Annotated in this window: 18 protein-coding genes; 10 read left to right on the forward strand and 8 right to left on the reverse strand. The window is 56.3% G+C overall.

Features of this window, described 5'->3' with window-relative positions; translation table 11 throughout:
• Nucleotides 1-28 precede the first annotated feature (28 nt).
• Nucleotides 29-475: a FlxA-like family protein gene (locus V476_RS17955; protein WP_010424208.1), complete on the forward strand. Its 447-nt coding sequence runs from the start codon at nt 29-31 to the stop codon at nt 473-475.
• Nucleotides 476-586: 111 nt separating this feature from the next.
• On the opposite strand, the gene V476_RS17960 is transcribed toward V476_RS17955, so the two are convergent.
• From V476_RS17960 to xseA, 4 genes are all read right to left on the reverse strand, one after another.
• The gene (locus V476_RS17960) at nt 587-1,456 is read right to left on the reverse strand and encodes an isocitrate lyase/PEP mutase family protein (RefSeq protein ID WP_003314188.1); all 870 of its coding nucleotides are present in this window, start codon (nt 1,454-1,456) and stop codon (nt 587-589) included.
• A 356-nt stretch (nt 1,457-1,812) separates the two neighbouring features.
• A complete protein-coding gene (gene leuA, locus V476_RS17965; RefSeq protein WP_003421933.1) occupies nt 1,813-3,483 on the reverse strand; it encodes a 2-isopropylmalate synthase in 1,671 nt (556 codons plus the stop codon).
• A gap of 371 nt (nt 3,484-3,854) precedes the next feature.
• Nucleotides 3,855-4,679, reverse strand: a complete 825-nt coding sequence (locus V476_RS17970; RefSeq protein ID WP_003409128.1) for a M23 family metallopeptidase — start codon at nt 4,677-4,679, stop codon at nt 3,855-3,857.
• 7 nt (nt 4,680-4,686) lie between these two features.
• Nucleotides 4,687-6,066, reverse strand: a complete 1,380-nt coding sequence (gene xseA / locus V476_RS17975) for an exodeoxyribonuclease VII large subunit (RefSeq protein WP_003421936.1) — start codon at nt 6,064-6,066, stop codon at nt 4,687-4,689.
• A gap of 131 nt (nt 6,067-6,197) precedes the next feature.
• Here xseA and V476_RS17980 point away from each other — a divergent pair, with 131 nt between their 5' ends.
• The 3 genes from V476_RS17980 to guaA all read left to right on the forward strand — a co-directional run bounded on the left by V476_RS17980 (nt 6,198) and on the right by guaA (nt 10,011).
• Entirely contained in the window at nt 6,198-6,746 is a 549-nt protein-coding gene (locus V476_RS17980) for a hypothetical protein (RefSeq protein ID WP_003314193.1), read from the forward strand.
• A 94-nt stretch (nt 6,747-6,840) separates the two neighbouring features.
• Nucleotides 6,841-8,310 carry an IMP dehydrogenase gene (guaB, locus tag V476_RS17985; protein WP_003314194.1) on the forward strand — a complete coding sequence of 490 codons (1,470 nt, stop codon included), beginning with the start codon at nt 6,841-6,843 and terminating at the stop codon, nt 8,308-8,310.
• Between the two features lie 123 nt (nt 8,311-8,433).
• Nucleotides 8,434-10,011, forward strand: coding sequence for a glutamine-hydrolyzing GMP synthase (guaA, locus tag V476_RS17990; RefSeq protein WP_003421939.1), 1,578 nt, complete (start codon nt 8,434-8,436; stop codon nt 10,009-10,011).
• 213 nt (nt 10,012-10,224) lie between these two features.
• Here guaA and V476_RS17995 read toward each other — a convergent pair whose 3' ends face one another.
• From V476_RS17995 to norR, 4 genes are all read right to left on the reverse strand, one after another.
• Nucleotides 10,225-10,593, reverse strand: coding sequence for a hypothetical protein (locus V476_RS17995; RefSeq protein ID WP_024959275.1), 369 nt, complete (start codon nt 10,591-10,593; stop codon nt 10,225-10,227).
• Between the two features lie 10 nt (nt 10,594-10,603).
• Nucleotides 10,604-11,452 carry an RNase A-like domain-containing protein gene (locus tag V476_RS18000; protein ID WP_024959274.1) on the reverse strand — a complete coding sequence of 283 codons (849 nt, stop codon included), beginning with the start codon at nt 11,450-11,452 and terminating at the stop codon, nt 10,604-10,606.
• Nucleotides 11,453-11,463: 11 nt separating this feature from the next.
• Nucleotides 11,464-11,958: an Hcp family type VI secretion system effector gene (locus V476_RS18005; protein ID WP_003421943.1), complete on the reverse strand. Its 495-nt coding sequence runs from the start codon at nt 11,956-11,958 to the stop codon at nt 11,464-11,466.
• 367 nt (nt 11,959-12,325) lie between these two features.
• Nucleotides 12,326-13,915 carry a nitric oxide reductase transcriptional regulator NorR gene (gene norR, locus V476_RS18010; RefSeq protein WP_024959273.1) on the reverse strand — a complete coding sequence of 530 codons (1,590 nt, stop codon included), beginning with the start codon at nt 13,913-13,915 and terminating at the stop codon, nt 12,326-12,328.
• Nucleotides 13,916-14,043: 128 nt separating this feature from the next.
• Between norR and hmpA the strand changes: the two genes are divergently transcribed.
• The 6 genes from hmpA (at nt 14,044) to V476_RS18040 (ending at nt 20,991) form a co-directional block, all read left to right on the forward strand.
• A complete protein-coding gene (gene hmpA / locus V476_RS18015) occupies nt 14,044-15,231 on the forward strand; it encodes an NO-inducible flavohemoprotein (RefSeq protein ID WP_024959272.1) in 1,188 nt (395 codons plus the stop codon).
• Nucleotides 15,232-15,319: 88 nt separating this feature from the next.
• Entirely contained in the window at nt 15,320-16,504 is a 1,185-nt protein-coding gene (locus V476_RS18020) for a YbfB/YjiJ family MFS transporter (RefSeq protein ID WP_024959271.1), read from the forward strand.
• Between the two features lie 4 nt (nt 16,505-16,508).
• A complete protein-coding gene (locus tag V476_RS18025) occupies nt 16,509-17,594 on the forward strand; it encodes an NAD(P)H-dependent flavin oxidoreductase (protein WP_024959270.1) in 1,086 nt (361 codons plus the stop codon).
• An 11-nt stretch (nt 17,595-17,605) separates the two neighbouring features.
• Nucleotides 17,606-17,995, forward strand: coding sequence for a tautomerase family protein (locus V476_RS18030; protein WP_024959269.1), 390 nt, complete (start codon nt 17,606-17,608; stop codon nt 17,993-17,995).
• A gap of 338 nt (nt 17,996-18,333) precedes the next feature.
• Nucleotides 18,334-18,819 (forward strand): hypothetical protein, encoded by a 486-nt coding sequence (locus V476_RS18035; protein ID WP_024959268.1) that lies wholly within the window; start codon nt 18,334-18,336, stop codon nt 18,817-18,819.
• A 195-nt stretch (nt 18,820-19,014) separates the two neighbouring features.
• Nucleotides 19,015-20,991, forward strand: coding sequence for a tetratricopeptide repeat protein (locus V476_RS18040; protein ID WP_024959267.1), 1,977 nt, complete (start codon nt 19,015-19,017; stop codon nt 20,989-20,991).
• The last annotated feature ends 114 nt before the right edge of the window (nt 20,992-21,105 follow it).

The raw sequence follows: 21,105 nt of genomic DNA on the forward strand, positions 1-21,105 counted from the left end.
AGCTGTTCCAGACCTCCAGGAGACCGTTATGACTATTATCAACACCTCCACGCTGAACAGTTACACAAGCTCGTTGACCTTAGCGATCAAACCTACTGACGCTGAAACAGCCAAGGCCGCGACTGCTGCTGCCACCACGACTACTGAAACAGAGAAAAGCTCTGATCAGGCGTCCACCGAAGGTGGCAAGGCCGGTGCGGCGGGTGGTGGTGGCAGCGTGGGTGGTTCCAGCGAATCGTCGCTCAATCAGACCATCGAACAGATAAAGCAGCAGATCAAGGACGCTCAGAAGCAACTCGCCGAGCAGAAGGCGCAGTTGGCTGCTGCTCAAAGCGGTAACGGCTCAGCGGAAGAAAAGGCGCAGAAATCCATGGCGATTCAGGGCCAGATCGCGACCATCAGCGCTAACCTGCAGACGTTGCAGGCCTCGTTGCTGCAGCTGGAAACCGGTGGCGGTGTAAACACCACCGCGTGATATCGCCTGCTTTGCGTCCGAAGTGACGCTCATCATGCCCGCGCACAGTGTTGCGCGGGCATTCAGCTGCTTGCGCCCCTGATCAGGTGGCGCAGCGTCCAGCGTTGCCTGTCACTCGTTGACGTTCATGAACTTGCGGGCCCACTCTACGTAGTCTTCAGGCTGCGTATAGGTGTGGGTCAGTTCGGTCGCGCTCATGTTCGATTCGCTGCCCAGGATCTGACGCTGCTCGCGCAGGCAGTCATAGGTGGCCTTGATCGCAGCGAAGTACGCCGCGTGACCATGTACGCAGACCCTCACGCCCATCTCGGCAAGACGCGCGTTGTCGTGCAGTTCCGGGTTGCCGTATGTCACCAGCATCAGCGGCACGGTCACGCCTTCGGATATCTGCGCCAGGTGATCGAAGTCGCGAATGCCGACGATAGTAATACCGTCAGCCCCGGCAGCCTGGTACTGCTGAACCCGGCTGATGGCTTCCTGAACCGGAATGATTGCCGCGTTGGTGCGAGCGAAAATCGACATCTCCGGATCGACACGCGCTTCCAGCGCTGCGCGGATCTTGCCAACACCTTCTGCAGTGGAAATCAGGTCAGTGGATTTGCGTCCGAACTGCGCCGGCAGCAGGGTATCTTCGATCGTCAGTGCAGAAATACCGGCACGTTCCAGTTCGACAACGGTGCGCATGACGTTAAGGGCATTGCCATAACCATGGTCTGCGTCCGCGATGACCGGGAGCTGTGCGACACGGCCGATGCGCGTGGCCTGTTCAACGAATTCGCTCAGGGTGATCAGGGCGAAGTCAGGGGCTGCCAGGACTTGCAGCGACGCCACGGAGCCGCCGAGGATGCCTACTTCAAAGCCTAGGTCCGCTGCGATTCGCGCTGACATGGGGTCGAACACCGAGGCTGTGTGAAAGCAAGCGTTCGACGAGGTGAGCGCACGGAAGCTGCGGCGCAAATCTTGATGGGAAGCCTTGGGCATAATCGCTCCAAATGTGATTGGATCAGCTCAGCGTACCGAGGCCGATGGTAATTTCAATGCACGGTGGGTCTGCCCGAGCATTCTTTTCGTCCGGAAATCAATGCAATAGTCGTCTTGGTTTTATAGGAAAGGTGCAGCTGGCAGGTAAGTCCGAGCAGGCATCGTCAGCATATGAATTGCTGTTGGATTGGGCGCGCTCTGGAGTAAGGGCAGCATGCTACCACAGCATAAATGAAAAAGATTATGCCGAAACAGGCAGGGTCATGCGCGGAATGCAAGAGGTGGGTGCAGCGTGAGGCGGGGAGGGAAGAGTGCGATGCGGATGACGGACCTGCGTCCGCCATCCGGCTATCGAATCAGGCAGCCTTGGCTTGCGTCTGACTGATTGAACGATTCAGAGCACTGAACAGGGCGCGGAAGCTCGCCGTGGTGATGTTTTCATCGATGCCCACACCATGCACGGCGCGTTCGCCATTCACGCGCAGCTCGATGTAGGCAGCTGCCTTGGCGGTGGTACCCGAGCCGATCGCATGCTCGTTGTAGTCCATGATTTCCACGGCCAATGGCAGGCCGGCCACCAGTGCTTCCAGGGCGCCCTTGCCCTTGCCGCGCCAGTGCTGGGTTTCACCGTCGACGTGCACCTCGGCATCCACCGAGCTGTTGCCGTTCTCTTCCTGCAACTTATGGCTGATCAGCGCATAAGGAACGTTGGCTTGCAGGTATTCACGACGCAACAGCGAGTGAATCTGCTCGGCCGTCATCTCCAGACCCAGACGATCGGTTTCACCCTGAACCACCTGGCTGAACTCGATCTGCATGCGGCGTGGCAGGGAAATGCCATATTCCTGTTCCAGCAGGTAAGCGATGCCACCTTTGCCCGACTGGCTGTTGACGCGGATCACCGCCTCGTAGCTGCGACCGATGTCAGCCGGGTCGATCGGCAAGTAAGGCACTTCCCACAACTCGCCTTCCTTCTGCTGGGTGAAACCCTTGCGGATCGCATCCTGGTGCGAGCCGGAGAACGCGGTATGAACCAGGTCGCCAACGTACGGGTGACGTGGGTGAACCGGGATCTGGTTGCACTCTTCGACGACCTTGCGCACGCCGTCGATGTCCGAGAAGTCCAGCCCGGGATTGATGCCCTGGGTGTAGAGGTTCAGCGCTACGGTGACCAGGTCGACGTTGCCGGTCCGCTCGCCGTTACCGAACAGGCAGCCCTCGACGCGATCCGCACCGGCCATCAGGCCCAGTTCGGTGGCGGCAACGCCCGTGCCACGGTCGTTGTGGGTATGCAGGCTGATCAGCACGCTGTCGCGGCGGGTAATGTTGCGGCCGAACCACTCGATCTGGTCGGCGTAAATGTTGGGTGTCGCTACTTCCACGGTCGCCGGGAGGTTGAGGATCACCTTGTTCTCGGGCGTCGGGTTCCACACCTCGATTACCGCATCGCAGACTTCCTTGGCGAATTCCAGCTCGGTCGCACTGAAGGTTTCCGGCGAGTACTGGAAGGTCCACTGGGTTTCCGGCTGTTGTGCTGCGTATTTAACGAACAGCTTGGCCGCGTTGACCGCGATCTCCTTCACCCCGGCCTTGTCCTGATTGAAGACAATGCGGCGGAACGACGGGCAGGTCGCGTTATACAGGTGAACAATAGCTTTTTTGGCGCCGCGCAGTGATTCGAAGGTGCGGGCGATCAGGTCTTCGCGAGCCTGGGTCAGTACCTGGATGGTGGTGTCATCCGGGATGTGGCCGTCTTCGATCAGAGTACGCACGAAGTCGAAGTCAGTCTGCGAAGCCGATGGAAAGGATGCCTCGATTTCCTTGACGCCGACGCTGACCAGGGCTTTCCAGAAGCGCAGCTTCTTGGCCGCGTCCATCGGCTCGATCAGCGACTGGTTGCCATCACGCAGATCGGAACTGCACCAGATCGGCACTGCGTCGATGGTCTTCGAAGGCCAGGTGCGGTCAGGCAGATCAATGGTCGGGAACGCACGGTACTTCTTCGAGGGATCTTTGAGCATAGTCATCAGGAAATCCTTTTGTATTCACGGGGCCGGGTTGGGCGGCCTGCCGTTCTGGATAGATAGCACAGGGAGTTGCGAACACAGGGACGAGGCACAGCATGCTAGCCAGGCAGTCGGGCGCTGACCAGGCTGAGGCACCGATGTTGGCGCAACAGAATAAGGGTTTGAGAGGTTTTCATGAGGCCAACCGTAACCATTGGCATGGATGATGGCAAGCATTTGAAAAAGATTGGAATAAATTCTCGAAAAGGCGCTTTTAGCGATTTTTTATAGCGGGATATGACGCTTTATGTACAGGTTGTTGTTGGACGAAAGCGATGTGCGCAATGAGGGGGCAGGTGAGCGAGCGGGGTAACACTCGCTCACCAACAGGCTTACGGCTGAAACGCGCCGATGAAGATCGCCGGGTCCACACGCGCATCGTTGAGGCTGACGTTCCAGTGCATGTGCGGCCCGGTTGCGCGACCGGTTGCGCCGACTTTGCCAACCACTCCGCCACGCGGGACGAGGTCGCCGACCTTCACGTCGATCTTCGACATGTGGCAAAACATGCTGATGAAGCCTTGACCATGATCAACGAATACCGTGTTGCCATTGAAGAAGTAATTGCCGGTCAGGATGACCTTACCCGCTGCCGGAGATTTGATCGGCGTGCCTGCAGGAACCGCGAAGTCGAGGCCCGAATGCGGGTTGCGCTCTTCGCCGTTGAAGAAGCGACGCACACCGAACTTGCTCGACAACGGGCCGTTGACCGGCTTGTCCAGAATCAGATTGCTTGGCGTGCCCGGGCTGAAACTGCGGTAGGCGCGCAGTTGCTCGGCCAGTTCGCCCTCGATACGTTTGTTGTCTTCAGGATTGGGATTGACCTGACGTTTGTTCTTGAGCGTGATGTGCTGTTCCGGGTACTTCTTGCTGCCAACGGTGAAGTTGAGCGTGCGCCCGCCGGACGTGACTTGCTGGGTGCCGGGTTTGACGGTCAGCGGAATGCCGACGATGGCCAGCCAGCGTGTGCCCTGTTCCTTGACCACCAGCACCGGTTTGCCTTGATAGGTGGCGGTCGGTGCCTGAGCGCCCGTGCCCAGGTCGATAACCGCGACACCGCCGGGCACCGGCTTGTCGAGTGCGCGAGTGATGAAACTGTCGGCGTGGGCCGGGAGACAGAGCAGCAGGGCGAACAGCGGGGCGATAAAACGTAGCATCAGGCAGTCAGTCCAGAAGGGAGAGGGTCACGGGTGTGAGGTGATTGTCTTCGACGCGCACGTGCAGTTCGCCTTCGCCGAGCCTGGCGGTAAGCCGTTGGCCCGTTTGCGTCTGTGCAGCGTTGCGGATCGCGTGACCGCGCTCGTCGAGCAGGATGCTGTAACCGCGTCCCAGTGTGGCGAGTGGGCTGACCACGTTGAGGGTCTGCACCTGACTTTGCAGTTGCAGCTTGCGCGCCTTGATCTGTTCGCGAATGGCTCTCGGCAGACGCTCGGCCAGGGCATCCAGACGCTGGCGCAAAAAGGCCAGGGTTCGGCCTGGATGCTGGGCAGCAAGGCGGCTTTGCATGTGCGCCAGACGCAGCTGACGTTGATGCATGTTCTGTTCGAAGGCGCGGCGCAGGCGCATGTCCAGGTCGTCCAGCCGTTGCGACTGCTGACGCAAGCGCTCGCCAGGGTGGCGCAGACGCCGGGAAATACCCTCAAGACGCAACCGCTCGCGCATCAGACGGTCCTGCATGCGACTGACCAGTCGCCGGTGCAGGTTGTCGACGCGTCGATGCAGGTCGCTGGAATCCGGGGCGAGCAGTTCGGCGGCAGCGGAGGGCGTCGGTGCACGCACGTCGGCGACAAAGTCGCTGATGGACACATCGGTTTCATGCCCGACAGCGCTGACAATCGGAGTCACGCACGCGTCGATGGCGCGGGCGACGGCTTCTTCGTTGAAGCACCACAGGTCCTCCAGTGAGCCGCCGCCACGAGCCAGGATCAATGCATCGAAGCCCCTGCTGTCGGCCAGCTTCAGTGCGCGGACAATCTGGTTGATCGCCTCGCGGCCCTGAACGGCTGTGGGAATCAAGGTCAGCTCGACCCGTGGCGCGCGACGGCGGAACACGCTGATGATGTCGCGGATCACCGCACCCGTCGGAGAACTGATAATCCCGATACGTTGCGGGTGCAGCGGCAGTGCGACCTTGCGCTCGGCGCTGAACAGGCCTTCGTCGCTGAGCTTGGCCTTCAGCGCATCGAACGCCAGGCGTAACGCACCATCACCGGCAGGTTCCACCGTATCGAGAATCAGCTGATAGTCGCCACGACCTTCAAACAGCGAAACCTTGCCGCGCACCTTGACCTGCAAGCCGTCCTTGAGCGCCTGACGCACCCGCGCTGCGCTCTGCCGGAACAACGCGCAGCGTACCTGTGCGCCAGAGTCCTTCAGCGTGAAGTACACATGGCCCGACGCCGGGCGCGAGAGGTTGGAGATCTCGCCCTCGACCCAGATGCTGCTGAACACGTCTTCCAGCAGCACGCGGGCGCGGCCGTTGAGCTGGCTGACAGTAAGGACTTCCCGGTCGAGGCCGAGTCTTGCGAAAGGGTCTTTGATCATGTCGGGCATCATAATGGCAATGCCGGTCTGGCGCACAGGCCTGTCTCGTCGGTAAAGGCAGGATTGCTTCTTGACCTGAATGGCCAGCCCATTAAGCTGCGGCCTCGAACAGCTTTAAGCGACGCTCCGTTATGAACACCCAAAGCATCATCGTCCCGCAAATCTCCACCTTTCCCGGGCACGAGGCCAGGGCGCGGCTGATCCTGCGCTGGTTGGTCAAGCTCAATGTGGTCGAGCCGGAGCTGACCACGTGCGGGCGTACCTATAACAAGATGGCCTACGCAGTGGCTCCCGGCGCGAAGCGGGTGGTGAAGAATCCCGATGCGTTGCCGTTCGGACAGGTCGTCAACGGCCTGGAAATCGTCACCAAGCGCTGCATCTATACCCCGCTGAACGACTTTGCCGAAGAGGCCGGTTGCCCGGAGTGTCGCCGCGAAGTGGGGGAGGCGCTGTTCGACAGCCTGGAAGACTGGATGCCCGGTCACACCGATAATTTCACCTGCCCCGAATGCCGCCACGAAGATGACATCAACGGCTTTCTTTTTCTCGACGCCTGCGGGTTTTCCAACCTCGGTTTCATCTTCAACAACTGGCTGGATGCGTCGTTCACGCAGACCTTTCTGGATGACTTCGCCGAACGTCTGGATCGCCCGGTCTCCTGCGTTAATGTGCGTCTATAAACAGCTTTGATAATAGGCTGAGGTTTACATTGAGCCGGGCGGGGTCTGTGGGTATAATGGCGCGCTTCCAATTTCCCGCCCGGGAGCCCCCGCGATGCTGCGTATCAGTCAAGAAGCCCTTACATTCGACGACATTCTCCTTGTGCCCGGTTATTCCGAGGTACTCCCTAACGAAGTCAGTCTGAAAACCCGTTTGACCCGTGGCATCGAGCTGAATATACCTTTGGTCTCTGCTGCAATGGATACAGTCACCGAGGCCCGTCTGGCAATTGCCATGGCCCAGGAAGGCGGTATCGGTATCATCCACAAGAACATGACCATCGAGCAGCAAGCTGCCGAAGTGCGCAAGGTCAAGAAGTTCGAGGCCGGTGTCGTCAAGGACCCGATCACGATCGAAGCCGACGCCACTGTTCGCGATCTGTTCGAACTCACCCGCATGCACAACATTTCCGGCGTACCGGTCCTGCACAATGGCGACCTGGTCGGCATCGTGACGTCCCGCGACGTACGCTTCGAAAATCGTCTTGATGTCCCTGTCCGCGAAGTGATGACGCCCAAAGAGCGTCTGGTCACCGTGCGTGAAGGCGCCGACAAGAACGAAGTGCGCGAACTGCTGCACAAGCACCGTCTTGAAAAAGTCCTGATCGTGGATGCCAATTTCGCGCTCAAGGGCATGATGACCGTCAAGGACATCGAGAAAGCCAAGGCTTACCCGCTGGCCAGCAAGGACGATCAGGCTCGCCTGCGTGTCGGCGCTGCAGTCGGTACCGGCAAGGACACCGGCGAGCGCGTCACCGCACTGGTCGCGGCTGGCGTTGACGTCGTGGTCGTCGATACTGCTCACGGCCATTCCAAAGGCGTGATCGACCGCGTCCGCTGGGTCAAGGAAAACTTCCCGCAGGTGCAGGTCATCGGCGGCAACATAGCCACTGGCGAAGCAGCCAGGGCACTGGTTGCCGCAGGCGCCGATGCAGTCAAGGTCGGTATCGGCCCGGGCTCCATCTGCACCACGCGTATCGTTGCTGGTGTCGGCGTGCCGCAGATCAGCGCCATCGCCAACGTCTCCGCTGCCCTTGAAGGCACTGGCGTGCCGATGATCGCCGACGGCGGTATCCGCTTCTCCGGTGACCTGTCCAAGGCCATCGTGGCTGGCGCCTCCTGCGTGATGATGGGCTCGATGTTCGCCGGTACTGAAGAAGCGCCAGGCGAGATCGAACTGTTTCAGGGCCGTTCCTACAAGGCCTATCGCGGCATGGGCTCGCTGGGTGCGATGTCCCAGGCGCAAGGCTCGTCCGATCGCTACTTCCAGGATTCGTCCGCTGGTGCCGAGAAGCTGGTGCCGGAAGGCATCGAAGGCCGTGTGGCCTATAAAGGTCCGTTGTCGGCCATCATCCATCAGTTGATGGGCGGCCTGCGTTCCTCCATGGGTTACACCGGCAGTGCCGACATCGAGCAGATGCGCACCAAGCCCGAGTTTGTTCGCATCACCGGTGCCGGCATGGCTGAGTCCCACGTCCATGACGTGCAGATCACCAAGGAAGCGCCGAACTATCGCGTCGGCTAAAGCCTCCAGCTTCAAGCCCCAAGCAATCAGCTACAAGCGGTAGTTACGCAAGTGTAACTACCGCATTGATTCCGACAACTTGCCGCTTGCAGCGTATAGCTTGCAGCTGCTCAGAGAGTTTCCATGGCCCTCGACATTCACGCCCACCGTATCCTGATCCTCGACTTCGGTTCCCAGTACACCCAGCTGATCGCCCGCCGCGTGCGCGAAATCGGCGTGTATTGCGAGCTGCATCCGTTTGACATGGACGACGAAGCGATTCGCGAATTCGCTCCAAAAGGCGTGATCCTCGCCGGCGGCCCCGAGTCCGTACACGAAGCCGACAGCCCGCGCTGCCCGCAAGCGGTATTTGACCTGGGTGTGCCGGTTTTCGGTATCTGCTACGGCATGCAGACCATGGCCGAGCAGTTGGGCGGCAAGGTTGCCGGTTCCGAGCTGCGCGAGTTCGGCTACGCTCGCGTTGACGTAGTCGGCAAAAGCCGTCTGCTCGATGGTATCGAAGACCATATTGACGCAGACGGCCTGTTTGGCCTCGACGTATGGATGAGTCACGGTGACAAGGTCACCAAACTGCCGGAAAACTTCCACATTCTGGCCAGCACCCCGAGCTGCCCGATTGCCGGTATGGCTGACGACGCTCGCGGTTACTACGGCGTGCAGTTCCACCCGGAAGTGACCCACACCAAGCAGGGCGGTCGCATCCTGTCGCGCTTCATCCTCGACATCTGCGGCTGTGAAGCCCTGTGGACCCCTTCGAAGATTGCTGAAGACGCTATCGCTCAGGTTCGCGCCCAAGTGGGTACTGACAACGTGTTGCTGGGCCTGTCCGGCGGCGTTGACTCCTCTGTGGTCGCGGCGCTGCTGCACAAGGCCATCGGCGATCAACTGACCTGCGTATTCGTCGACAACGGCCTGCTGCGCCTGCATGAAGGCGAGCAAGTGATGGCCATGTTCGCCGAGAACATGGGCGTCAAGGTGATCCGCGCCAACGCCGAAGAGCAGTTCCTGAACAACCTGGCAGGCGAGAGCGATCCAGAGAAGAAGCGCAAGATCATCGGCCGCACCTTCATCGACGTGTTCGATGCCGAGTCCTGCAAGCTGGACAACATCAAGTACCTGGCGCAAGGCACCATCTACCCGGACGTCATCGAGTCGGCTGGCGCGAAAAGCGGCAAGGCCCACGTCATCAAGTCGCACCACAACGTGGGCGGCCTGCCGGAAGAAATGAACCTCAAGCTGGTCGAGCCACTGCGCGAGCTGTTCAAGGACGAAGTCCGCCGCCTGGGCCTCGAACTCGGCCTGCCCTACGACATGGTCTACCGCCACCCATTCCCAGGCCCAGGCCTGGGCGTGCGCATCCTCGGCGAAGTGAAGAAGGAATACGCCGACATCCTGCGTCGTGCCGACCACATCTTCATCGAAGAACTGCGCAAGGCCGACTGGTACCACAAGGTCAGCCAGGCATTCGTCGTGTTCCAGCCGGTCAAATCAGTCGGCGTCGTCGGCGACGGCCGCCGCTACGCCTGGGTCGTCGCACTGCGCGCGGTGGAAACCATCGACTTCATGACTGCTCGTTGGGCACACCTGCCTTATGAGCTGCTGGAGACGGTGAGCGGCCGGATCATCAATGAGATCGAAGGGATCTCGCGGGTGACTTATGATGTGTCGAGCAAGCCGCCGGCTACTATTGAGTGGGAGTAGGGATTATTGTCATCTATTTGATTTTTTGTGAAAAATAAAACTAGATAGTGATGCTTACTAGGTCATCAATGTCGTTTTTCATGGTGCGCATGGTTGGTATCAGCAGAGAAGTGCCTCGATACCATGTTCGGCATTAGTAATGCCGGCATGGTATGGAGAGTGTTAATTTTGCAGATGTGGTCAGGGGCTGAATTGCCGGTATGGAACACTTTCTCAACCCTGCCTTGTAAATTTTGATAAAAAGTTTTGTACGCGGACTTCGTATTCTTTATCAAGCAAACTTACAACATTCGTTAAAAATACATGCAGATCTCCATCAAAATAATCTTCAACGAAAGATGTTTCTTGCCCGAACGGGGGAGCTACATATTCCAAACCTTCCGAGGTCATGTGATTTTTGATATATCTTTTGATTTGTCTCTTTAGGAAGAAGACATTAAGCAGGTTGCGTTCATCAATGTAGCTCTTAACTATTTGGTCCAGGCTCAAAGGCGTAAACTGCGCCTTCTCATCATCTGGTAGGAACTCCCCGACACCCTCACCCACATCATAAATGAAGTCAATTATTAACCCGTATGCCATAACTCTAGTCTCATATTGATGGAAAGGCAGTTACTATGAAGTATGGCATATGGTTGTACTCAACAAATTTAATCACTACTGTTACTTTTGACATGTTTATTTTAGTGTTGGGCGCTTCTCTTTTTATACCCCAGCCAATTGGTTTTTCCAAAGTTGTCGAAAGCTCAAGTCGCTTTTCTTTAAGGATAAGCCTGGCTTTAGATTGCATTAGTATTTTAAGTCTGTTTCTTTGTAGGACTTGGCTTACCGCCCATTCTGCCGTTTCTAGATCATAAAATGTAGATGAGATGTGAACTTTTTTTGATGAAAATCGTGTTTTCAAATTTTCTATATTTTTATCGACGTGCTTTAAAATTGTATGCCCGCCGCCCAGTTTTTTAGGCGCTTGAAGTGGTTTTTCACTGGTAATAACGGATATGCGTCCTGCTCTTACTGATGAAGCTCGAAAAGCGTTATAAAGCGAAGCAGTGGTAAGAGGAACCGCAAATTCGGTGGCCAAGCCAATTACCTGACCAGTTGTTCTTGAAGCCCCCAATACCTCTGCAACAGTTGCCCCGGCTTTGAATGCATATGAATCGGTTTGCCTGCCCGTAACGATTTGCGTGGTAGCTGCCGAAAGCTGGTCAGATGCATGAACGCCCATGGCCACGCACCCGACTTTTGAAATCATCGTTGGCTCAGGTAATGCAAATAATACGCCAGAACCAGCAAGCTCAATGATTCCGCCGACCAGCCGAAGGCTTCCAAATATACGATTTGACCTTATCTCCGCAGGCGTAAGCGACTCTTGCGTTAAGATAGCAGCTAGTTGTGCGAAGCTGAGGGCAACGCGAAAATCTCCATCCTCAAAGTCAGACATGACGCGTTTCCTTACGCAAAAGGCTTTTTAGCGGTCCGGTCCCAGCCGCCCGAGACGATACCGGCACTGCCGCCATCTGAACGTCTTTGCTGCGTGTATTCGAATTTAATGCGCCCGTAATTCAGGGTTACGACTTCGACAGGGAAGCCGGAGTTTTCTGCGCCTTGTCCGCTGACCAATGCGATCAGCACCTCTTCAAGCACGATGTCCAAATACTTAAATTTTTCTGTTCCTGCACGATGGACTCGAATTGTCACGGTTTTGATATGCGAGCCTGTGCAGCAAAGCTCAAATATCTTAGGAGTGGCACGGTCAATGTACTTGCTGATCTGAAAATCCCCGAGGGAAACACCTCCAGCGGTAGCACCGCCACTGGAGCTGGCTGTCTGACTAATGGACTGCATAGCATCGTAGTGATAGGAAAGCAGCTCAATCCAACCTTTGTGCCCGTCGTCCAGCGACTCGCCCTCAACCCCATCAACCTTCATAAATGCATCAAATGACATGGTTTGCTCCCTGCTTTTCATAAAATTTGGTCAGAACACTAACTGAATTTCAGCACGAATTACCAGCCCGACATGTGCTTAGGTTGGTCGGACGTTGAGAGGTTGTCATGAGCCTTGCCAATCGACAGACGTATCTGATGGTAGGCAGGCAAGCATCAGTCAGGATTTGAATGGTATATTTCATGATTTCTACATTTGTGTTGTTTATAACTAATTGATTTATATTGGTTTTTATTTTTTATTGATAATAGAGTGGGAATGATTGGACGTCCGGCATTGTCCGGCACCCACTAGCAAGAAATGCCATGGAGCCCGCTTAATTGCGGGCTTTTTGGGTCTGGCCGATCTCTTTTTGAGAATGATGTGATTACTTTTCACGCAATATGCTCACCCCCAGCCTACCTGCGAGCCGAGTCAGGTTCGCGCGATCCAGATTAAGACCTCTAGCTGCAGCAGAAACATTGCCTTCTGAAAGCCTGAGAGCCTCTTCCAATATCGCTTTCTTGTATCCGTCGACAGATGATTTGAAATCGTGAGACGGGAGCTGCTGTGCAAGGATAGAGCCTGACTTTTCCGCAACCCTCTCGGAGGGCGATTCCAGGAGGTCAAGGTCCTGCAATTCCAGCGACAAGACACTCTGCCTTTTCAAAGACGCCGCTCTTTTTTTTGCCTTCAGCGCCGCCCTTGCCATCAGGTGTTCCAGCTCCCGAATATTCCCTGGCCACGAGTAGCCGACTAATGCCTGGCGGGCGGAGTCGGAAAATCGCAACGAAGGTACGCCGACCCTCCAGCGGTTTTCTTCCGCGAAAGCTCCGGCCAGCAACATGATGTCGTCCCGACGTTCTTTCAAAGAGGGGACGCGTAATGGGTAGACGCTTAGTCGGTGATACAAGTCTGCTCGAAAGCGACCCGCACGCACTTCCTCAATCAGGTCTCGGTTGGTGGCGGCAATCAAACGAATATCGACGACATGGAGCTTGTCGGAACCGACCCGCTGAAGCTGGCCGCCCTGAAGTACTCTAAGCAGGGTGGCTTGTGCGGCCAACGGCAGCTCGCCGATCTCATCCAGAAATAGTGTGCCAGTGCTGGCCACTTCAAATTTACCCAGCCGATTTTCGATGGCTCCCGAAAAGGCGCCTTTGACGTGTCCGAAAAGCTCGCTTTCAATCAGGTGCTCAGGAAGGGCGGCGCAATTGACCGTTATGAACGGTTTGTCCGCTCGCGCCGAGAGATCGTGCAGCCGCTGGGCAACCAGTTCCTTACCTACTCCGGTTTCGCCGGTAATCAAAACCGTGAGGTCGCTTGAAGCGACCAGATCGATTTCAGAGAGGAGTTGCCTGAAATTGTCGCTGTTCCCAATCATTTCAGGCTTGGGCCTGCGTGCAGAGAGTCGATAGGCTTCTGCTCGTTTCCGTTCTCCGGCAACGGTGCGCAATAGATCATCAAATCGGGATGCCGCTACGACGGTCGCCGCGGCGAACATGGCAAAGGTCTCGACGGTTTGAAGATCCTGCTCGGAGAACTGCCCCACGGTCAGGGCGTCCAGGGTCAGAACCCCCCAGGTTTTGTCATTGATCCGCAACGAGCAGCCCATGCAGTCGTGCACGGGCAAGGCGCTTGAACCGATCAGTCCGTCATAGGGGTCTGGAAGATCACAGTTCGGTGGAAACAGAACGGCCCCCTGCGCTTCAATGATTGCCTTCAGTCGAGGATGGTTTGCGACACGGTAGCGTCGGGCCATTGCGTCACCGGCCAAACCATGCGCGGCAACAGGAATAAGTTCGCCCTGCTCCAAGCGCAGTAATGCCACAGCATCCGAGGGGACCAGCTCTCGTAACGCGTCCAGAACACGGTAGTAACGATGCTCGGCAGGCAGCTCTACTGCTAAATCCCCCAAGAGCGGAAGAAGGGCATGCAACGCCTTCAATTGATGAGTCGAAATGACATCTTTTTTCACGGATCAGGTCTTAATAACACAGTCATAAAGACTCTATACGCCTTCGGCTTGCTGTTTTACAAGGCTTTTATGCCTGGCACGGCGGTTGCTCTAACCAGGGTATAGATTCCTACCCTCTGGAGCCCACCATGCTGACCTCAGTCCAGCGCGACATCATCAAAGCAACTGTGCCTCTGCTTGAAACAGGAGGGGAAGCGCTGATCACTTATTTTTATCAACTCATGCTCGATACGCACCCTGAGGTGCGTCCGTTGTTCAATGAGGCGCATCAAGCTAACGGGGCGCAGCCCCGTGCGCTTGCCAATGGCGTGCTGATGTATGCCAGGAACATCGACAGGCTCGAAAATCTGGGAGGGCTGGCGAGCCAGATAATCAACAAGCATGTGGCGCTGCAGATCCTTCCCGAGCATTACCCTATTGTCGGCTCCTGCCTTTTGCAGGCTATCCGCGAGGTGCTGGGCGCAGAAATCGCGACAGATGAAGTCATCGCAGCGTGGGCCGCAGCCTATCAACAGCTTGCAGATATCCTCATCGCCGGTGAGCAGAGTGCCTATGACGCCATTGCTGCAGCACCGGGCGGATGGCGGGGTGCCCGCCCATTCACAGTTCTGAGAAAGGTGGCCGAAAGCGCTGAAATTACGTCATTTTATCTTGCGCCCACTGATCATCAGCCCGTTATCCGGCATAAAGCCGGCCAGTACATCGGCGTACGGCTCATGATCGATGGTAAGGAAGTGCGGCGTAACTACTCTTTGAGTGAGCAGGCTAACGGTGTTCGATATCGAATCAGCGTCAAGCGTGAGCTGGGGGGACTCGCGTCTACTTATCTGCATGATTATGTGGAAGAGGGAAGCACCCTCGATGTGTTTCCTCCCTCCGGGGATTTCACGCTTAACGACCATATCAAGCCACTGATACTTATCAGCGGCGGCGTCGGTATCACGCCAACGTTGGCAATGGCCGAGCAAGCGCTGGAGTCCGGGGAGCGACCATTAACCTTCATTCACTACGCACGTAATGGTCAGGTGCATGCGTTCTCAGACCTCCTGCGAGACTGGCAACAACGCTATCCGCTGTTCAGGGCTCATGTCGTTTATGCAGAGCGGGCCGATCATGAAGTCTACACGCCAGACGCCATTGGCTTTCCCTTAATCACTCACCTTGAACAATGGCTGCCGGCCGACCGCGATGTCGACGTTTATTTCCTGGGACCCAAACCATTCATGGCATTCATGAAACGGGCCTTAAAGGATCTGGGAGTACCAGAGAAGCAGGCCCGGTATGAGTTTTTCGGTCCCGCGCAAGCCTTGGCGTGAGGTTGCAAGGCAACTCTAGGGCAGTGGCTAAAGAGTTCGTATTTGCTTTGGCAGATTCGGCTCAAAGACAATAAATGAGATCAGAGTGATGCATAACCAGGCGTTACCTGCACGAAATAATCAAAACCAGAACTTGCTATGGTCTGCGGTCGCTGCGGCCATGGTAATGGCCATTGGCATGGGCTTTGGACGTTTTGCTTATACCGGCGTCTATCCTGTGATGGTTCACGAGGGCATAGTGAGCCTGCATGACGGCACTTTGGCTGCATCAGCCAATTATGCCGGATACTTGTTAGGCGCTTTACTGGCTGCGCGCTTATCAAGCGGTCATTCACGCAGGTGGATAGTGGTCTCTATCCTCGCCAGCGTGGCGTGCCTGATTGCGCTGGCCTATACCGCACTGCCTTGGCTAATTATCAGCATTCGAGGCGTGGCAGGGCTCTTCAGTGCGCTGTCCATGATCGCCGCATCGCAGTGGTTGTTGCAGCACAAGGGGCATCATGAGGGAGCCCCCATACTCTTTTCAGGAGTGGGCATAGGAATCTTCTTGTCAGCAGAAATTTTGGCCATTGCTCAAGGCGTCGGACTTAACAGTTTTAGTCTGTGGCTTACGCTGGGCGCGAGCAGCGCCGTACTAAGCGGCATTGCCATAAAGAAACTGGATAAGCGCTCCACCCATTTAATAGCCCCATCAGCCAGTGAGGCTCCTGGGCGTCATATGGTGTTAGGCGCGTGGCCTTTAATTGCGGCCTATGGGTTGGCGGGTTTTGGCTACATTATTACGGCGACGTACCTTCCGATGCTGGTGAAAAGCGCCTTTGGAGATATGAACCCCGTTCACATCTGGGCTATTTTCGGTCTTGGAGCCGCGCCCTCCTGCTACCTCTGGCACACACTTCACCTGAGATTTGGTACTCACGTTGCGCTCCGTGCAAACCTTCTGCTTCAAGCGTTCGGCGTCATTCTGCCAGTTATATCACCTACCGTGGTGGGATACGTGGGCAGCGCGATAATTGTCGGCGGAACATTCATGGGCACCGTAACCATAGCCATGCCCGCCGCAAAACGCGTTTCACACACTATTAAGCACAACCTTATCGCTGTCATGACTGCAGCCTATGGCATAGGTCAAATCATTGGGCCGTTATTAGCGAGCTACCTGTTCGCATACAGCGGCTCGTTTAACACCTCGCTGATCGCCGCAGGCGTTGGCCTGCTGCTCTCGACACTGCTGACCGTTCGACTTCCTTCACCACTCCAGACAGGCAGGTAGTGACATGAACACCACTAATTTCTGGTCCAGCATAGGGGTTCGGCTACCCATTATTCAGGCGCCGATGGTTGGCGTTTCAACTCCAGTACTTGCTGCCGAGGTTAGTAACGCAGGAGCCCTGGGATCGATCGGCCTTGGCGCCAGCACCCCGGATCAGGCACGAGCCCTTATAAAACAGACGCGCGAACTGACTGACCAACCGTTCAACGTGAACATGTTCTGCCATAGACCTGCCCGTTTTAGCCATACGCAGAATGATGCCTGGCTGGCCTATACCGCAAAATGGTTCTCCGAATTCGATGCAGCGCCTCCTCAAGAAATACGCGAAATTTATAAAAGTTTTCTGAGTGACCGGGTGATGCTTGAAGTGCTGTTAGCCGAGCGGCCCGCCGTAGTCAGCTTCCACTTCGGCACACCCGACTCGGCCTGGGTAGCTGAGCTACGAGAGGCGGGCATTGTTACGCTGGGTTGTGCCACCACGCTTAAAGAAGCACAAATGCTTCAGAAGGCCGGCGTAGATGCCATTGTCGCGCAAGGCTATGAGGCAGGTGGGCACCGTGGCGTATTCGACGATGCGCCCAATCAGGACCACGAGCTTGGGTTGTTCCCATTGACCCGCATGCTGACAACGCACATACGCTTACCGGTGATCGCAGCCGGTGGGATCATGGACGGCGCAAGCATTAATGCAGCATTGGCACTAGGAGCCGCAGGGGTACAAATGGGAACCGCCTTTATCCTGTGTCCGGAGTCCTCAGCTACGCCCGAGCATCGCGCAGCGCTTATCTCCGCAAGAGCCCATGAAACTCGAGTAACCAGCTATGTATCCGGCCGTCCTGCCCGTGGCTTGGCGAATCGTTTGTACCTGGAAAGCACTGGACAGCAGATCCCTGTCCCAGCCGAATATCCCTTGGCTTATGATGTGACCAAAGCACTGCACGCCGCCGCTGTTCTAAAAGGCTGTCATGATTTTGCCGCTCAATGGGCCGGGCAAGGGGCGCCGCTCGCACGCGCACTCCCTGCAGCAGAATTGATCAAAACCCTGGTGGAAGAGATGCGTTCAGCGTCTAAATCCACAACCTTCCTGTAGAGAGACAATCAATGCCATTGCTGAAAATTGATGTAATAGAGGGCCGTTCGGATCAGGAAATCGAGACGTTGCTGGATGCGATCCACGACGCGATGGTGAACGCATTCCAGGTTCCTGAACGTGACCGATACCAGGTGTTGAATGAACACAAAAGAGATCGACTGATCATTCAGGATACGGGGCTTGGATTTACGCGGTCCGACAAAGTCGTTGTCATCACCGCCATTAGCAGGCCGCGTCCAGCAGAGATGAAAAAGCGGTTTTATGCCCTGATAGCAGAAGGATTGGAGCGCAACTGTGGCATCGCAGCAGAGGACGTCATGGTTTCGATAGTGATCAACAGTGACGAAGACTGGAGTTTCGGTCTGGGGCGCGCTCAATTTCTAACAGGTGAGCTATAACGGAACTTCCGCCAATCACCACCTCGAACTTCACGCTAGATGCTGGGCAAAAATCAATCAGGGTTGGGGCTTATGTGATCTATCAAACGGCCCGAGAACGCAAAGGAATCAGCGCTACTTTACCCGCTGGTGATACGTCCCAATGAGCACTTTCGCGTAAGAGGCTGCCGTCGTGACGGACGTCTCAGCTCCTTACCGACCGTAAAGCACCTCATTTGAAACTGGCTTGAAGTTCGAGGAAAATCCGCTCAAAGGCACCCCAGGCCCAACATCGACGCAGGGGGCGCCCAGCAAAAAGATTCGATATTCACATCCCCAAAAACCAATGACCCCCGTTCATGAAATCCCGATTTTCTCTCAGTTCATCTTTCCTGATCCTGTTGTCGCTGACAGGGTGCGCAGCGAATATGGATGCTCCAAAGCACGATCAGCCTGGAGAAAGTGCGCTTTACGGCAGTTGGCATGTTGCAGGCGTAGCGGTATCAGACTCAGGCGTGCAGGCACTGGGGGATGATGATCCGAGCTTTATGGGGCGACGTCTCAACTTCAATCACGACCAGCTTGCATGGAAAGCGTCCACAGACTCTACGGAAGATGTGTGCAAGGGGCCTGTTTTTCATAAGCTTCCGGCGATGACTGGAGCTGAACTGGAGCCGCAACTCCACAAGCTTGGCATCGAAAAAGCTGTGCGCTATAGCGTTGAATGCAAATCTGGAAGCTGGGGTCCTTTTGATAAAGACACGCCGGCATTTTTCCTGGCACAGGACGGGTCGTTAGCTCTTTCCTGGTATGACGGCGGACTGCTGAAGCTCGTGCGAGACTGATCACGCACAGACCCTTCGCATAGCGCTGTGAAGGGTCTACTAAAAAAGAAACCCGCGCTGTAACCAGATGCAGCCGTAAATCCACCAGCCACCTGAAAAGCTCACTGAATATACACGCTAGCCCTCCGCACACGTTATGACCTGAAGCACCTGAAGCCACTTGCCCATTAACCCCAAACTGCGGCGACTCCATTTATGTTCAAACGCATTCTGTCCGCTCTCAGCGGCAAGAAATCTCAAGCTTCAACAGATAACGCGCCTGCTGCTACGACGCCGCCAGAAGCTCACGACGGCGAGTTGATCACCGTCTACGACAGTTACGGGCGCGAGATGAAGATCACTCGGAGCGAGTGGCGCGAGAAGGTGTTCCTGCCCAATCTGAAACAGCAGTGGGGTGATGCTGACGAGCTTTACAACCTCATTGTTTCGGGGCTCAACGATGGATTTGCGACTGACCTGATGCCTGCCGCCGAACGACTGGTCGAGATCGACGCTAATCCCGAGCGCAGTTATGTGGTGAACGGCATCGTGCTGATGCATAACGCCCTGCTCGATGCTGCAGAAGCCACGCTGCGCGAAGGGCTGGCTAAAGTCGGCGTGTCGGGAATCATTCTGACCAATCTGGCCAAGGTGTTTGCCGAGCGTGGTGATCAATCAGTTGCAGAGGCGACGCTTTGGCAGGCGGTTGAGGCCGATCCGAATCAGGAAAACGGCCTGTTATGGTGGCTGAGCATTCAGCAGGAACGGGGCGGTGAGGCCGCCTATCTCGATGCTCTACGCACTGTAGCGGCGTTGCCGGGCAGTTGGCGTGCGCAGTTGTGGATGGCGCGGCATTACCTGCAGCAGCAGAACGTCGCGCAGGCGCGTGTGTTGTATGAAGAGGTACTGGCGGGCGGTCATTTCGACCGCAGTGCCTTGCAGATGATATCGGGTGACTTGGGCAACAATGGCCACATTCCGCTGATCATCGAGATTGTCGGGCCTGCTTATGATGAGCACAAACATGATTCGACGGCAGGTCTCAACTTGCTGCGTGCCTATCAGGAACTGGGCAGGGTGGATGAAGGCGAGGCGTTGCTTACTCGCTTGTATGCACTCGGCTTTGCGCCTATCAAAAGTCATCTTGACCAGTTTGCGCATGCTTTCGAGGACGTGCGCAGGCAGGAAGACAAAGGCATTCCGATTGATCCTGCCAGCGTGACGATCAGTACCTTGGCGCTGAACAAGCCGGTCTGGCACTACGGTTTGCGCAATGCTGACTGGCTCTTCGCGCAAAAACCGGAAGGTGCGCCAGAAATCGGTTTCTTCGCCTTGTCCAAAATCATGGAGAAAGCAGAGCCTGCCGAATCGCAGCGCGAGGATGATGTGGGGCGCTATACGCGTGCCATTCCTCTTTACATGGCTGAGTCGGTTCACTACTGGAACGACTATGTAGCCAATTGTTATGTTCAGGTCGCGGAGGGTGCGGGGCCGGTTGTATCGGGGGTTGAGGTCGACGGCAACACACTGTTCGATATCGTCCCGCCAACGACGAAGTATTTCGTGACGGGCGAAGTGGGTTGTTCGGGTGAGGGCGATCAGGCCCAGTGGCGGATTTCACTGAGCCTATGGAATTGTGCGACCCGCACCCGGCAAACCGTTGAAAACGGTAGTGCAGGCAAGGCAGAACTTGGTGCGTTGGTACTTGATCTTCAACAGCGCTTGCTGGCCGGTATCGGACTCAAGCGTGAGCAGCCACTGGATGTGTTTTACCAGCAGCCTGCAGCCGAGGTCTTGCCGGTGTATCTGACCCAGTTGGGCCAATCATTCATGCTGACGTTGCTTGCGAACGACCATTTGCCCAAGTCGTCAATGTGGGGTGAGCGGGCCATGCTCGAATGGCCCCTGAATATGGCGCTCCAGTGGCCTGAGATGGAGACCGCAAAACTGATGTACATCTCAGGGCTGGGAAAGGCGTTCGGTTACAAGTCGGAGACAGTGGCCGAGCACCAGCAACGAAGCCTGCAAGTGCTGAGCGAACTGGAACGGGCAAACAGCCCGGCATGGCGCCTTGCACCGTTGGTATGGAAAGTGTTCGGCATGCAGGCAGAGCTGGAGGACTACCGCGTCAATCTTCCGCCTGATACAGAGCCGGCCTACATCGAATGGCTGGAGCGGGTGAGCCAGGCATAGCGGTTGATTGATGCAAAAAGCCGGAGCGGGCGTCACTGCCTTGCCCGGCTTTTTTACGCCTCGACTTCAGTTCGTGGTATCCACCCTTATCTTTACGCAAATGCAGGTGTATCG

This window comes from Pseudomonas syringae KCTC 12500 (assembly GCF_000507185.2).
Lineage (GTDB): Bacteria > Pseudomonadota > Gammaproteobacteria > Pseudomonadales > Pseudomonadaceae > Aquipseudomonas > Aquipseudomonas syringae.